The organism is Klebsiella sp. FDAARGOS_511 (assembly GCF_003812845.1).
Lineage (GTDB): Bacteria > Pseudomonadota > Gammaproteobacteria > Enterobacterales > Enterobacteriaceae > Klebsiella > Klebsiella grimontii.
Map to the genome: position 1 here is coordinate 5,346,706 of NZ_CP033824.1, position 13,974 is coordinate 5,360,679.

10 protein-coding genes are annotated in these 13,974 nt (G+C 55.3%); 6 read left to right on the top strand and 4 right to left on the bottom strand.

From position 1 onward, the window contains the following. The first annotated feature begins 207 nt into the window (after positions 1 to 207). Complete coding sequence (gene fadR, locus EGY08_RS26845) at positions 208 to 927, top strand: fatty acid metabolism transcriptional regulator FadR (RefSeq protein ID WP_004121962.1); 720 nt, start codon at positions 208 to 210, stop codon at positions 925 to 927. A gap of 58 nt (positions 928 to 985) precedes the next feature. Here the strand turns inward: fadR and EGY08_RS26850 are convergent, their stop codons facing one another. Then, the gene (locus tag EGY08_RS26850; RefSeq protein ID WP_004121961.1) at positions 986 to 2,518 is read right to left on the bottom strand and encodes a SpoVR family protein; all 1,533 of its coding nucleotides are present in this window, start codon (positions 2,516 to 2,518) and stop codon (positions 986 to 988) included. A gap of 321 nt (positions 2,519 to 2,839) precedes the next feature. Here EGY08_RS26850 and EGY08_RS26855 point away from each other — a divergent pair, with 321 nt between their 5' ends. Further along, the gene (locus tag EGY08_RS26855) at positions 2,840 to 4,138 is read left to right on the top strand and encodes a D-amino acid dehydrogenase (RefSeq protein ID WP_004121958.1); all 1,299 of its coding nucleotides are present in this window, start codon (positions 2,840 to 2,842) and stop codon (positions 4,136 to 4,138) included. A gap of 12 nt (positions 4,139 to 4,150) precedes the next feature. Continuing rightward, the gene (gene dadX, locus EGY08_RS26860; RefSeq protein ID WP_123829182.1) at positions 4,151 to 5,221 is read left to right on the top strand and encodes a catabolic alanine racemase DadX; all 1,071 of its coding nucleotides are present in this window, start codon (positions 4,151 to 4,153) and stop codon (positions 5,219 to 5,221) included. Positions 5,222 to 5,237: 16 nt separating this feature from the next. Here dadX and EGY08_RS26865 read toward each other — a convergent pair whose 3' ends face one another. Beyond that, a complete protein-coding gene (locus tag EGY08_RS26865; protein WP_123829183.1) occupies positions 5,238 to 6,971 on the bottom strand; it encodes a potassium/proton antiporter in 1,734 nt (577 codons plus the stop codon). A 92-nt stretch (positions 6,972 to 7,063) separates the two neighbouring features. Then, positions 7,064 to 7,978, bottom strand: coding sequence for a muramoyltetrapeptide carboxypeptidase (ldcA, locus tag EGY08_RS26870; protein WP_004121949.1), 915 nt, complete (start codon positions 7,976 to 7,978; stop codon positions 7,064 to 7,066). A gap of 95 nt (positions 7,979 to 8,073) precedes the next feature. Here ldcA and emtA point away from each other — a divergent pair, with 95 nt between their 5' ends. Then, a complete protein-coding gene (gene emtA / locus EGY08_RS26875) occupies positions 8,074 to 8,685 on the top strand; it encodes a membrane-bound lytic murein transglycosylase EmtA (protein WP_009651970.1) in 612 nt (203 codons plus the stop codon). A 93-nt stretch (positions 8,686 to 8,778) separates the two neighbouring features. On the opposite strand, the gene EGY08_RS26880 is transcribed toward emtA, so the two are convergent. Then, positions 8,779 to 10,527 (bottom strand): alpha,alpha-trehalase, encoded by a 1,749-nt coding sequence (locus EGY08_RS26880; RefSeq protein WP_123829184.1) that lies wholly within the window; start codon positions 10,525 to 10,527, stop codon positions 8,779 to 8,781. Between the two features lie 515 nt (positions 10,528 to 11,042). Here EGY08_RS26880 and EGY08_RS26890 point away from each other — a divergent pair. After that, positions 11,043 to 12,401 (top strand): glycoside-pentoside-hexuronide (GPH):cation symporter, encoded by a 1,359-nt coding sequence (locus EGY08_RS26890; protein WP_004121943.1) that lies wholly within the window; start codon positions 11,043 to 11,045, stop codon positions 12,399 to 12,401. A gap of 102 nt (positions 12,402 to 12,503) precedes the next feature. Next, the gene (locus tag EGY08_RS26895; protein WP_123829186.1) at positions 12,504 to 13,895 is read left to right on the top strand and encodes a carbohydrate porin; all 1,392 of its coding nucleotides are present in this window, start codon (positions 12,504 to 12,506) and stop codon (positions 13,893 to 13,895) included. The last annotated feature ends 79 nt before the right edge of the window (positions 13,896 to 13,974 follow it).

Sequence of the window (13,974 nt, forward strand, 5' to 3'; positions counted from 1 at the left end):
TTTATGCGTAACTATACGCAAGATTACCAGTTGCGCAAAACAGGGCGCAACTTTCTTCGCATCACATTCTTTAGCCGTAGATAGTGTGAAATGAAAAGTTGAAAATGAAACGGCGATCCCTTTTTAATTACTTTCTGGCGCTATCTGCCTTATGGCCGCTCTGGTATGATGAGTCGAATAGCAACGCTGTGTAATGGAAATCTTATTATGGTCATTAAGGCGCAAAGCCCTGCGGGTTTCGCTGAAGAGTACATCATTGAAAGTATCTGGAATAACCGCTTTCCTCCTGGTTCAATTCTTCCCGCTGAACGTGAACTTTCTGAACTGATTGGTGTTACCCGTACAACCTTACGTGAAGTGTTGCAGCGTCTGGCGCGCGATGGCTGGTTAACCATTCAGCACGGTAAGCCTACCAAGGTGAACAACTTCTGGGAAACTTCAGGCCTGAATATTCTCGAAACCCTGGCGCGTCTCGATCATGACAGCGTACCGCAGTTGATTGATAATCTGCTGTCCGTACGAACCAATATTTCGACGATTTTTATCCGTACCGCTTTCCGCCAGCATCCTGACAAGGCGCTGGAAGTTCTGGCGAGCGCGCGTGAAATTGAAGATCACGCCGACGCTTTTGCTGAACTCGATTATAACATTTTCCGCGGTCTGGCCTTTGCTTCAGGAAATCCCATTTACGGCCTTATCCTCAATGGAATGAAAGGCTTATACACTCGGATTGGCCGTCACTATTTTGCCAACCCGGAAGCGCGTAGCCTGGCGCTCGGCTTCTATCACCAGCTGGCGAAGGTATGTGAAGAAAAGCTTCATGAACAGGTTTATGAAATCGTGCGCCGCTACGGGCATGACAGCGGTGAGATCTGGCACCGTATGCAGAAGAATTTGCCGGGTGACCTGGCGATTAATATGCGCTAGACCCGCCAATGAATAAAAAACGCCCGGCGCTATCACCGGGCGTTTTGCTTGTCAGGCGCTACAGCGGATTGGGCCGCGGCGGCGTGCGTTCTAGCAGCTCAACGCTACCATCGGCGTTTTGCTGCTCAAGAAGAACGTCAAACCCCCACAGGCGGTGGACGTGTTTAAGCACCTCGCGACGACCTTTATCCAGCGGCACGCGGTTATGCGGCACATAGCGCAGGGTGAGCGAGCGGTCGCCGCGCAGGTCAACGTTCCATACCTGAATATTCGGCTCGAGGTTGCTCAGGTTGTACTGCGCTGAAAGCTTCGAACGAATCTCACGATATCCCTCTTCATTATGAATAGCGGATATTTCCAGATAGTTGTTGTGATCGTCATCGAGCACGGTAAAGAAGCGGAAATCACGCATGATTTTCGGCGACAGGAACTGGCTGATAAAGCTCTCATCTTTGAAGTCGCGCATCGCGAAGTGTAGGGTTTCAAGCCAGTCTGAACCGGCAATATCCGGGAACCAGTATCGGTCCTCTTCCGTCGGCGACTGACAAATACGTTTGATATCCTGGAACATGGCGAAACCCAGCGCGTAGGGGTTAATGCCGCTGTACCACTGGCTGTTATAGGGCGGCTGGAACACTACGTTGGTGTGACTGTGCAGAAACTCCAGCATAAAGCGCTCTGTCACTTTTCCTTCGTCATAGAGATGATTAAGGATGGTGTAATGCCAGAAGGTCGCCCAGCCTTCGTTCATGACCTGAGTCTGCTTCTGCGGATAAAAATACTGGCTGACCTTGCGCACGATGCGCAGGATTTCACGCTGCCAGGGTTCCAGCAGCGGCGCGTTTTTCTCCATAAAATAGAGCAGATTTTCCTGCGGCTCTGAAGGATAGCGGCGCGCCGCCTCAATCGTCCTTTCCTCTTCGCGCTTTGGTAGGGTGCGCCACAGCATATTCACCTGACTCTGGAGATACTCTTCCCGGCTTTTTTGCCGCGCCTTCTCCTCCTGCAGGGAGATTTTCTGCGGACGTTTATAGCGGTCAACGCCGTAATTCATCAGGGCGTGGCAGGAGTCGAGCAGCTTCTCGACTTCATCTACGCCATAGCGCTCTTCACATTCGGTGATGTATTTCCGCGCGAAGATGAGATAGTCGATGATTGAACTGGCGTCGGTCCAGCTGCGAAAGAGGTAGTTATTTTTGAAAAACGAGTTATGCCCGTAACAGGCGTGCGCCATGACCAGCGCTTGCATGGTGATGGTGTTCTCTTCCATCAAATAGGCGATACAGGGGTTGGAGTTAATGACGATTTCATAGGCCAGCCCCTGTTGACCGTGCTTATAGGCCTGTTCGGTCTCAATGAATTTTTTACCGAACGACCAGTGCGGATAGTTAATCGGCATCCCGACGCTGGAGTAGGCATCCATCATCTGTTCAGAAGTAATGACTTCGATTTGGTGCGGATAGGTGTCAAGACGATACAGCTTCGCCACCCGGTCGACTTCTGCCAGATAGGTCTCCAGCAGCTCAAAAGTCCAGTCGGGTCCATCGCTTAAACGGGTTGTGTCCTTGTTCATGGAATCAATCGTAGCCATTAGCGCGCCCTCGTTGTTGATGGTTCTCTCTGTACGGAAAACCTCTTAACAAGCATAGAACACGGCGTCGCAAACTGCGTCCATCCGCATTTTCTTTTCTTCGCGATTTCACCATCTGAAACGCGATATTCCACGATTTAAACAGAATTTTATTCTGTAGAAAAATGAGGCGCAGCAGGAGATGGTAAACCGACGGGGGCTGCGCTGGCGCAGAACCCTGTGAGATAAGTCACCATAAATAAAGCGTATGTTGAATAATATTTTCATCTGAGTTATCAATTTGTAATCAGATGATTGTTCTTTAACGATTACGGAGCCGCTATGCGCGTCGTCATACTGGGAAGTGGGGTAGTAGGAGTCGCTAGCGCCTGGTACTTAAGCCAGGCAGGACATAAAGTGACGGTTATCGATCGTCAGCCGGGGCCGGCCGAAGAGACCAGCGCCGCTAACGCCGGGCAGATCTCTCCCGGCTATGCCGCGCCGTGGGCGGCGCCGGGCGTACCTTTGAAGGCGATAAAGTGGATGTTCCAGCGCCACGCGCCGCTGGCCATCGGGCTGGATGGCACCCCGTTCCAGCTGAAATGGATGTGGCAGATGCTGCGCAACTGCGACACTCGCCACTATATGGAAAATAAAGGACGCATGGTGCGCCTGGCGGAGTACAGCCGCGACTGCCTGAAGGCGCTGCGCGAGAGTACCGGTATCCAGTATGAAGGCCGGCAGGGCGGCACGCTGCAGCTTTTTCGCACCAACAAGCAGTTCGAAAATGCCACACGCGATATCGCGGTGCTGCAGGATGCGGGCGTGCCTTATCAGCTGCTGGAGGCGAACCGCCTGCTGGAAGTTGAACCGGCGCTGGCTGAAGTGAGCCACAAGCTGACGGGCGGTTTACGCTTACCCAATGATGAAACCGGCGACTGCCAGCTCTTCACCACGCGTCTGGCCCGGATGGCGGAACAGGCGGGCGTGACCTTCCGTTTTAATACCCCCGTGGATGAACTGCTCTATGAAGGGGATCTCATCTCCGGTGTGAAGTGCGGCGCTGAAATCATTAAAGCCGACGCGTACGTGATGGCGTTCGGTTCATATTCGACGGCCATGCTGAAAGGGCTGGTGGACATTCCGGTTTATCCGCTAAAAGGCTATTCGCTGACCATACCGATCGCTGAAGAGGACGGCGCGCCGGTATCGACTATCCTTGATGAAACGTACAAAATCGCCATCACCCGTTTCGACAGGCGTATTCGGGTTGGCGGAATGGCGGAAATTGTCGGTTTTAATAAAGAACTGCTGCAGCCGCGGCGTGAAACCCTGGAGATGGTGGTGCGCGATCTGTTCCCGCGCGGCGGTCACGTTGAACAGGCGACCTTCTGGACCGGACTGCGTCCGATGACCCCGGACGGTACGCCGGTGGTGGGCCGCACGGCGTATAAAAATCTGTGGCTGAATACCGGCCACGGTACGCTGGGATGGACCATGGCCTGTGGTTCAGGGCAACTGATTAGCGACCTGATCTCCGGGCGTACGCCGGCGATCCCGTATGACGATCTTGCCGTCGCCCGCTACGGCCGCGGCTTTACGCCGGCCCGCGCTCAGCATCTGCATGGTGTCCACAATTAACAAGGAGCTTTCATGTCTCGTCCTGTAAAGGCCAGCATTGATATGTCAGCCTTACGCCAGAATCAGCACATTGTTCGTCGCGCGGCACCTGGTTCGCGCCTGTGGGCGGTGGTCAAAGCCAATGCTTATGGCCACGGTCTGGCGAGGGTCTGGAACGCGCTTAACGCCGCGGACGGTTTCGCGATGCTGAATCTTGAAGAGGCGATCCTGCTGCGCGAGCTGGGCTGGAAAGGGCCAATACTGATGCTGGAAGGCTTTTTCCACGCCGATGAGCTGGCCCTGTTTGATAAGTACCGTTTGACCACCAGCGTGCACAGTAACTGGCAAATCAAGGCGCTGCAGCAGGCGAAGCTGCACGCGCCGCTCGATATCTACGTCAAGGTGAATAGCGGGATGAATCGGCTGGGGTTTATGCCGGATCGTCTGCATGTCGTCTGGCAGCAGCTGCGAGCGCTGCATAACGTCAGTGAAATGACGTTAATGTCACATTTTGCCGAAGCGGAAAACCCGGACGGCATCGTGGAGCCGATGCGGCGTATTGAGCAGGCGGCGGAAGGACTGGATTGCCCGCGCTCGCTGGCGAATTCGGCGGCCACCCTGTGGCATCCGGAGTCGCATTTTAACTGGGTGAGGCCGGGGATCGTGCTGTACGGCGCTTCGCCTTCCGGCCTGTGGCAGGATGTGGCCAACACCGGGCTGAAGCCGGTGATGACGCTAAGCAGCGAAATTATTGCCGTACAGAACCTGAAAGCCGGTGAAGCGGTCGGCTACGGCGCAACCTGGCGTACGGCGGAGGAGCGGCGCATCGGCATCGTTGCCTGCGGCTACGCCGATGGCTACCCGCGTCTGGCGCCAAGCGGTACGCCGGTGCTGGTTGACGGCGTTCGCACCGCGACGGTAGGGCGCATCTCGATGGATATGCTGGCAGTGGATTTGACTCCCTGCCCGCAGGCAGGGATCGGTGCCCCGGTCGAGCTGTGGGGCAAAGAGATTAAAATCGACGATGTCGCATCCGCCTGCGGCACCGTCGGGTATGAGTTAATGTGCGCGCTGGCGCCGCGCGTACCGGTTGTGACGGTGTAACATGTGCTGAGGCGGATCACTCCGCCTCATCTCCCGCCATACGTACGCCCACCCTCAGGACATGATCCTCTTCTTTTTCCGCCACCGTCCACACCATGCCGGCAAATTCCACCTGGTCGCCGACGACCGGCGCGGCGCCCAGCAGCTGTTGCACGACATCACCCAGCGACTGCTGGCGATCGCGGAACTCCTCTCCGCCATCGATGCCGTAAATCTGCGCGACGTCGGCGAACTTGGCATTAGCGTCAAGGATAAAATCACCAAAGAAGCGCTGATCGAGCGCGACCGGCGGGGACTGGCTGAACAGTTTACCCAGCGCGGGTAAATCGCGCTCGCGGCCGATAACGCAGAGAATATCGCCCTCCAGCAGGCGGGTGCTGCCGGTAGGATGCAGGAGTACGTTGTCGCGGAACAACGCGGCAATCCGCGTTTCCGGCGGCATATGCAGGTCGCGCAGCGCTGCGCCGACGCACCATTTTTCGGCGCTAAGCTGGTAAATGAACTGCTCCCACGGGTTTTCCGGGTGAATATCCAGCCCGACGCGAGAGATGGGCGAGCCGACCGGCGGCACCACCACTTTGGCTTTCTTCGCCGCCCAGGAGAGCGAGGTCCCCTGTAAAAGCAGCGACACCAGCACCACGAAGAAAGCCACGTTAAAGAACAACCGCGCATTGTCCAGACCGGCCATCATCGGAAAAACGGCGAGAATAATCGGTACCGCGCCGCGCAGGCCCACCCAACTGATAAATATCCGTTCGCGCAGGTTAAAGCCGCGAAACGGCAGCAGGCCGGCAAATACCGACAGCGGACGGGCGATAAAGATCATCCACATCGACAGAATGAGCGCCGGGATAGCGATAGGCCACAGGTCGGACGGCGTCACCAGCAGCCCGAGCACAAGGAACATGGCGATCTGCGCCAGCCACGCCAGGCCGTCGAAGTTTTGCAGGATGCCGTGGCGGTTGCGAATCGGCCGGTTGCCGAGCAGGAAGCCGCACAGGTAGACCGCGAGAATACCGCTGCCGTCCAGCGAAGTGGTCGCGGCAAAAATCATGATCCCGCCGCTCAGCGCCAGCAGCGGGTAAAGCCCGGCCGGCAGCACAATGCGGTTAATCATCTGCAGCAGTAGATAGCCCCCGCCGAGGCCGATAGCGATACCCAGACCGAACTGCTGCACGATATGCACCGCGAACATCCAGCTCAGGCCGGTCTCATGCTGCTGAATCATCTCGATAAGGGTGATGGTCAGGAACACCGCCATCGGGTCATTGCTGCCGGATTCAATTTCCAGCGTTGAGCCGACGCGTTCATTCAGCCCTTTACCGCCGAGCAGGGAGAACACCGCCGCCGCATCGGTCGAGCCGACGATAGCGCCGATCAGCATTCCTTCGATCAGGTTGAGATGAAACAGCCAGGCCGCCATCAGTCCGGTCAGGGCGGAGGTGATCAGCACCCCGACCGTGGCGAGCGACAGCGCGGGCCATAGCGCTACGCGAAAGGAGCTGGCCTGAGTGCGCATCCCGCCGTCGAGCAGGATAACCGCCAGCGCCAGGTTACTCACCATATAAGCGAAAGGGTAGTTGTCGAACGGAATGCCGCCAATACCGTCAATGCCCGCCAGCATCCCGATCGCCAGGAAGATAACCAGAATCGGGATGCCGAGGCGTGAGGAAAAGGAACTTAATAAGATGCTACAGGTTACTAAAACAGAACCCAGGATAAACAGACTGATGACCGCAGCGGCGTCCAATGTTGACGTACTCCTTACCGGCGTGAAGATAAATTAAAAACTACACCATTTTAACAATCCGACGCCGATCGGGATATGCGTTAGAGGAATTTTTATTCTGCCAGAACCGGGTGGCCGCTGATGCTTAACGTGGTGATGGATGCGTTGTTGACCAGCAATGCTCTGGCGCCTAGCGGCAGGGTGACAGTACGCTGTTCGTGGCCAAAATCCAGGCCGCTGATGACCGGAATGTTAAGCTGCTGGCGAAGGTAGTCGTATACCATCGGCAGATCGTAACCGGCATCGTAATCGTTAGCATTGGCGCCGGTGAAACTGCCGAGGATAATCGCCCGCTGGCGCGCCAGAATACCGCTGCTAAGCAGCTGTAATAGCATTCTTTCCACGCGGAACGGGTGTTCGTTAATATCTTCCACCACCAGAATTCCGTCGCTAATTTGCGGCATCCACGGGGTGCCGATAAGCGAGGTCAACATCGCCAGGTTACCGCCCCACAGGGTGCCATCGGCGCGGCAGTCCGGGCCTTCGCCGTGCCATTCGAGGGTAAACGCCGGGTCGCGCAGCGCCTGCCAGAAATGGTGTTCAGTAAATTCGTTCAGCGTTTCGGCGCCGAAGTTTCCGGCCAGCATCGGCCCGCTAAAAGTGATTATGCTACCCTTTGCCAGCAGGCCCATCTGAACGGCGGTGAAATCGCTGTGGCCGCAAATAAGCAGCGGATCCTGCTGCTGGCGGGCGATCAGCGCCTGCCAGTCAATGTGCGGCAGCAGGCGAGTCGCGCCGTAGCCGCCGCGTACCGCCAGCACGATACGGTTTTTGCCGTCGAGGGCGGCGAGCTGGTTGATATCGTCAAGGCGTTCATTCTCAGTTCCGGCAAACCGCAGCGCCCGGCGGGGAATGACCTGCTGGTGCGCGACCTGATGCCCGGCCTCCTGCAGACGCTGCACGCCGCGGTACGCCGCCTCTTGGTTGATGCAGTAACCGGAAGGGGCGATGAGATAAAACTGAGACATGACAATTCCTTGCTAAGAATGAAAGGGTTATCATGCCGCCTGGAGCGTTTATTGTCATCTCCGTGCGGCAAACTTCAGCCAATAAGGATAGATGTGTGAAATTGAGATGGTGTGTTTTTTTATGTGTATTGTTGGCCGGTTGTAGTTCAAAACACGATTATCGTAACCCGCCGTGGAACCCGGAAGTCCCGGTTAAGCGGGCGATGCAGTGGATGCCAATCAGCGAAAAAGCCGGTGCGGCGTGGGGCGTTGACCCGCAGCTGATTACCGCGATCATCGCCATTGAGTCTGGCGGCAACCCGACGGTGGTCAGCAAATCCGGCGCGGTTGGCCTGATGCAGCTGAAGCCCTCGACCTCCGGTCGCGATGTTTACCGGCGGATGGGCTGGAGCGGGGATCCTTCGGTGAGCGAGCTGAAAAATCCCGAGCGTAATATATCCATGGGGGCCGCTTATTTAAGCATTCTCGAAAACGGTCCGCTGGCGGGAATTAAAGACCCGCAGGTGATGCGCTACGCGGTGGTCGTCTCCTATGCCAACGGCGCGGGCGCGCTGCTGCGGACGTTCTCGTCCAATCGCCAGGATGCGATCGAGGAGATTAACGATATGGACGCCGATGATTTTTTTGAGCATGTCGTGAAGAAACACCCGGCTCCGCAGGCGCCGCGCTATATCTGGAAGCTGCAAAAAGCGCTGGACGCGATGTAAGGGGGCTCTCACCCGGCATCGTTTGCCGGGGAGTCATCAGCTTACACGTATAAGATGAAGAAAGATGCGCGGCGGGGCCCGCCGCGCAAAGGTTTACCGGGTGGCTTTTTCATCCCCAGGCGCAACAGGATCGTTGGCCGCGGGCTGAGCCGCCTTATCTGTCGCCTTACTGGTATCGTCATTCGCTGCCGGGCGGGTGGCTGGAACCGAATCACAGGGGTTCTCTTTCGGGCACACCAGGTCCAGCATCTTCAGGGTGACGCCGTTGGTCCAGCCAAAGCCGTCCTGTAGCGGATACTCTCCGCCACCGCCGCCGGTTCCGGTCGAGCTGACATCATATTTTTCCACCAGCTTCTGTTCGCTGTTGTAGGTATGCTGAACGTTGCTGAGGAAACGCCAGCTCACCTCCATTGCGATCTTCTGCTGGCCATACTTTTGCAGGCCTTCAGCGGCGACCCACTGCAGCGGCGCCCAGCCGTTCGGCGCATCCCACTGCTGGCCGCTATTGACGGTCGTGGTGGTCAGGCCGCCGGGTTTGAGCAGGCGCGCTTCGGTGGCGGCGGCGACTTTAGCGGCGCGCTCGCTGGAGGAGGCGTTGACGTACAGCGGGAACAGCGCCGCGGCGGTTAGCTGATTGCGCACCTTATGACTTTTCAGATCGTAATCGGCGTACCAGCCCTCTTTATCGTTCCACAGGTATTTCTCCAGCGCTTTCTGTCGGGCGTTGGCCAACGCGTCGTACTGCGCGGCTTTCGCGTTATCGCCAGCTGCTTTACTGGCGCGGGCGATGGCTTTTTCCATATGGAACATCAGCGAGTTGAGGTCGACCGGTACAATCGAGGTGGTGCGGATGGTGCCGAGCTGCTGCGGATTATCCATCCAGCGGGAGCTGAAGTCCCAGCCGGATGCTGCGGCGGAGCGCAGATCGCGGTAGATTTCAGTGGCCGGGCGGTTGGGATTGTTTTTAGCGGTGGTGACATCGTCCAGCCAGGATTCCGGACGCGGCGTGTCGTTATCATCCCAGTAGCGGTTCAGCAGCGAACCATCGGCCATACGCACCACGCGCTTACTGGCGCCGCCGGGCTCAAGCGCTTCGGCGCCATCCATCCAGTACTGGTACTCTTTCTCCATCTGCGGCAGCCATTTTTTGAGCGCCTCATCGCCATCGTGCGTGGCCAGCAGTTCGACCATAAACGGGAAGAACGGCGGCTGCGAGCGGCTCAGATAGTAGGTACGGTTGCCGTTGGGAATATGGCCCCAGGCATCGATTTCCGCGGCAAAGTTAGTCACCATATCTTCAATTTTATCCCAGTGGCCGCTCTCCGCTAGTCCTAGCATCGTGAAGTAGCTATCCCAGTAATAGACTTCGCGAAAGCGTCCGCCGGGCACCACGTAGGGTTTTGGCAGCGGCAGCAGTGAATCCCACTTTTCCACCTCGACGGTGCTGCGGGTCAGCACCGGCCATAAACCGTTGATATGCTGGCGCAGCGTTTGTCCTTTTGGCGGAACGTACTGGTCGTTTTCGCGGGGCAGGGTAAAGTTGAGCTCGACGAAGTGCCGCAAATCAAAGCTGGTCTGACTTTTCTGCATACGATAATCGGCCAGGATCATCAGCGGGTCGCCGTTAGGGATGGCGTCGGCAAACGTCTTCTGGTCGGAAAAAAGTTTTGCGCTTTGCACATCGTTAAATAGCGGACCAAGCAGAATATCGGGTGATTGCGGGATTGGGCGGGTTTCTTCAGCCTGAGCCGTCAGCGTCGCCAGGGCGACAAACGCGCCCCCCAGCGCAAGACGAAGAGCATAGGGCAGGGTGGCTGGACGACGGGAAACGGGACTCGTCATAGGTTGTTCTCCTTATCATTGCAGACTATGTGCCACTGCATTCGGCCATCAGAAAACCTTAGACGAATATCCGCCGCTGCGCGTGTCGAAGCTAACATTTTGCAGTAAAACAGAGAAATTACCTGCCTCGGAAGACACCCGGGAGGCCATATCCTGAACAGTACAATATTATATTTTTAATTATATGAAATCAGGTGGTTTATATTTGCGGTGTGAATATTTTTGTATAAATAAAAAACGCCCTTTCTGCCTCAAGTGAAAAATAGAGAACGGGCTGGTGTTTATATATACGGGTGCTGTTTTCACTTGTCGCGTATTAAAAAATGCGCAAAGGAATAAAAGCTGTGATCTGTCAGGCAAAAAGCCTCGGGATAATACGGCTGAAGGTTGACCGGATCACATAAATTAAAAAACATAAATAATTAATAAAAAAACATAATGGCGCCAGCATAGCGGATAAGTAAAAAATGCAGACATGACCGAAACCGGTTTCATTTTACATAAAGGAGTGGTGTATGTCCGCTGGCGACAAAATTTCAGTCAGAGAAAAAGTAGGCTATAGCCTCGGGGACGCGGCAAGTCACATCGTGTTTGACTCGTCCGTGGCTATCCTCGCTTACTTTTATACCGATATTTATGGCCTGCCGCCCGCCGTAATGGGGACAATGTTTTTGCTGGTTCGTCTGCTGGATGCGATTACCGATCCGATCATGGGGGCGATTGCTGATGCCACCTCTACCCGCTGGGGACGCTTCCGTCCGTGGCTGCTGGCGATCTGCGTGCCCTTTGCGGTGAGCTGCGTGCTGGTGTATTCCATTCCGTCCTTTTCCGACTCGGGGAAAATTGTCTACGCCGTTGCGGCTTATATATTCATGACGTTGATGTATACGGCGATTAATATTCCTTATTGCTCGCTGGGGGCGGCCCTGACCTCCGATCCGCGCGAGAGCCTCTCTCTACAATCCTGGCGTTTTGCCATTACTCCGATTGGCGGCGCGCTCGGTACCGCGTTTATTTTGCCACTGGCTGATTTTCTCTATCCTGGCGACCGCGCTACCGGTATTCAGGTCTCCATGGCGTTATTCGGCGTGATTGGCTGCCTGATGTTTGTTACCTGCTTTGCCACCACCAAAGAACGCGTGCAGCCGATCAAAGAAGAGAACCTGAATATCGCTCGCGATGTGAAAATTCTTTTTCGTAACGATCAGTGGCGTATTCTTTCCGTTTACAACTTTATGATGCTGGTTGCCGTGGTCATTCGCGGCGGTGCGGTGGTGTATTACGTTAATAACGTGCTGAATAAAGGCTCGGACGTTATTACGATATTCATGCTCGGCGGCATGTTTGCCTCAATGCTGGGGTCGGTGCTGGCCAAACCATTCGGTACCCGTTTCTGTAAGGTCAGATTTTCGTTCTGGATTAATCTGCTCACCGCTGCGCTGGGCGTCGTATGCTTTATGCTGCCGGTGCAATACTGGATTGCGGTTCTCGGCGTGCATATTCTGATTTCCATCATTCAGGGCGGCAACGGCGCGCTGCAGTGGTCGATGATTACCGACGTCAATAACTATGGCGAATGGAAAACCCAGCGGCGTATAACCGGTATGAACGTCGCGGCAAATATCTTTGTCATTAAGCTGGGCGTGGCGGTCGGCGGGGCGATTCTTGGCTGGGTGCTGGCCTATTACCACTACGCCGCTAATACCGCGGCGCAGCCAGCCTCAGCCATCCAGGGCGTGGTGCTGTTATTCACGTTAGTCCCTTCCGCTTTTTATGTTCTTACCGCTATCTCTATTAAATTTTATGGCTTAACGGAAAATAGAATGAACGGCATCGTTGATGACTTGAAACACGGAACCTTCGCCGAATCCTGATAATTCAACGCTGTATTAAAAGGGCTATGCAGGTTATTTCCCTGGATAGCCCCGGTTATACCCAGGATGAAACAAATAATAATGTAATTAGGGATGTTAATCATGAAAGTAAAATATATAGCTCTGGTTATTAGTGGCGTATTCTCCTCTGGTCTTTTGGCAGCGACAAATTATCAATCTGCGGATATTGAAAATCGGTTAGCCCAACTGGAACAGCGTTTAATGAACGCTGAGCAACGGGCGGCCGATGCGGAAGCGAAAATCCAGACGTTAACCCGGCAGCAGGCCGTCGCGGCGAAAAGCGCGCCAACGGTGAAGGTGCAGTCCGCGGAGCCTGCCGCACCGGGCGCTGAGCCGACGAAACTGACGCTCTCCGGCTACGGCGATATCAAGTTTTATGGCGATGTCGAATTCAATATGGACGGCGCCAGCAGCAGCGGAAGCCTGACCTCGGTAAAAACCACGGCGAATAAAGACTGGGCGCCGGGCAATAACGAACGCTGGGATATTAACGGCCGACTGCTGTTAGGTTTTGACGGCATGCGCAAAATGGATAACGGCAATTTCGCCGGTTTTTCCGTCCAACCGCTGGCGGACCTGAACGGCAAAATGAACCTTGATGATGCGGTGTTCTTCTTTGGTCAGGAAAATGACTGGAAGGTGAAGGTTGGGCGCTTTGAGGCTTACGATATGTTCCCGCTGAACCAGGATACGTTCGTGGAATACTCCGGGAACACCGCCAACGATCTTTACAGTGACGGCTACGGCTATATCTACATGATGAAGGAAGGGCGCGGCCGTAGCAGCAGCGGCGGCAACTTCCTGGTCAGCAAAACCCTTGATAACTGGTATTTCGAACTCAATACCTTGTTGGAAGACGGCAGCACGCTGTTCCAGGATAAGCAGTATCACGGGACTGAGTTGGAAAATGAGAAAAATGTGGCCTATTTGCGCCCGGTCGTCGCGTGGAACAGCGGGCGCTTCTCCACCGCCATCGCGATGGAAAGCAACGTGGTCAATAACGCCTATGGCTATCACGATGCGAAAGGGCACTGGGTCGATCAGTCCAGCCGTACCGGCTATGGCTATACGATGACGTGGAACGGGCAAAAAACCGATCCGCTGGATGGCGTGGTGAGCAACCTTAACTTCGCCTGGATGGATGCCGAGGATGAAACCGACTTCACCGTGGGGGTGAATTCTCTGTGGCGCGGCTTCGAGCTTGGCTACATTTACGCGCATAACAAGATCGACAGCTTTAACACCGCTAATTTTATCGCTGACTGCGACGATAGCTGCTGGATCGCCGATCCGGGCAAATACAATATCCACACGATTCATGCGTCGTACCTGTTCCCGAACGTCATGAATATGAAGAACTTCAACATCTATCTTGGCGCCTACGCCTCGTGGATTGAATCCAATCCGACCAGCGGCGATGGTCAGGAAGACTCCCGCTACGGCGGTCGTCTACGCTTCAAATATTTCTTCTGATCAAAGCAGAGCCCGCATCGTGCGGGCTCTGTTCATTATGTGATTAAGCCTCCCGCAGAGGCATGAGTTAACAGGACAA

Coding starts and splice junctions, on each gene's coding strand:
- dadX (WP_123829182.1), top strand. CDS start 4,151: ATGTCTCGTCCTGTAAAGGCCAGCATTGATATGTCAGCCTTACGCCAG.
- EGY08_RS26895 (WP_123829186.1), top strand. CDS start 12,504: ATGAAAGTAAAATATATAGCTCTGGTTATTAGTGGCGTATTCTCCTCT.
- fadR (WP_004121962.1), top strand. CDS start 208: ATGGTCATTAAGGCGCAAAGCCCTGCGGGTTTCGCTGAAGAGTACATC.
- EGY08_RS26880 (WP_123829184.1), bottom strand. CDS start 10,527: ATGACGAGTCCCGTTTCCCGTCGTCCAGCCACCCTGCCCTATGCTCTT.
- ldcA (WP_004121949.1), bottom strand. CDS start 7,978: ATGTCTCAGTTTTATCTCATCGCCCCTTCCGGTTACTGCATCAACCAA.
- EGY08_RS26855 (WP_004121958.1), top strand. CDS start 2,840: ATGCGCGTCGTCATACTGGGAAGTGGGGTAGTAGGAGTCGCTAGCGCC.
- EGY08_RS26890 (WP_004121943.1), top strand. CDS start 11,043: ATGTCCGCTGGCGACAAAATTTCAGTCAGAGAAAAAGTAGGCTATAGC.
- EGY08_RS26850 (WP_004121961.1), bottom strand. CDS start 2,518: ATGGCTACGATTGATTCCATGAACAAGGACACAACCCGTTTAAGCGAT.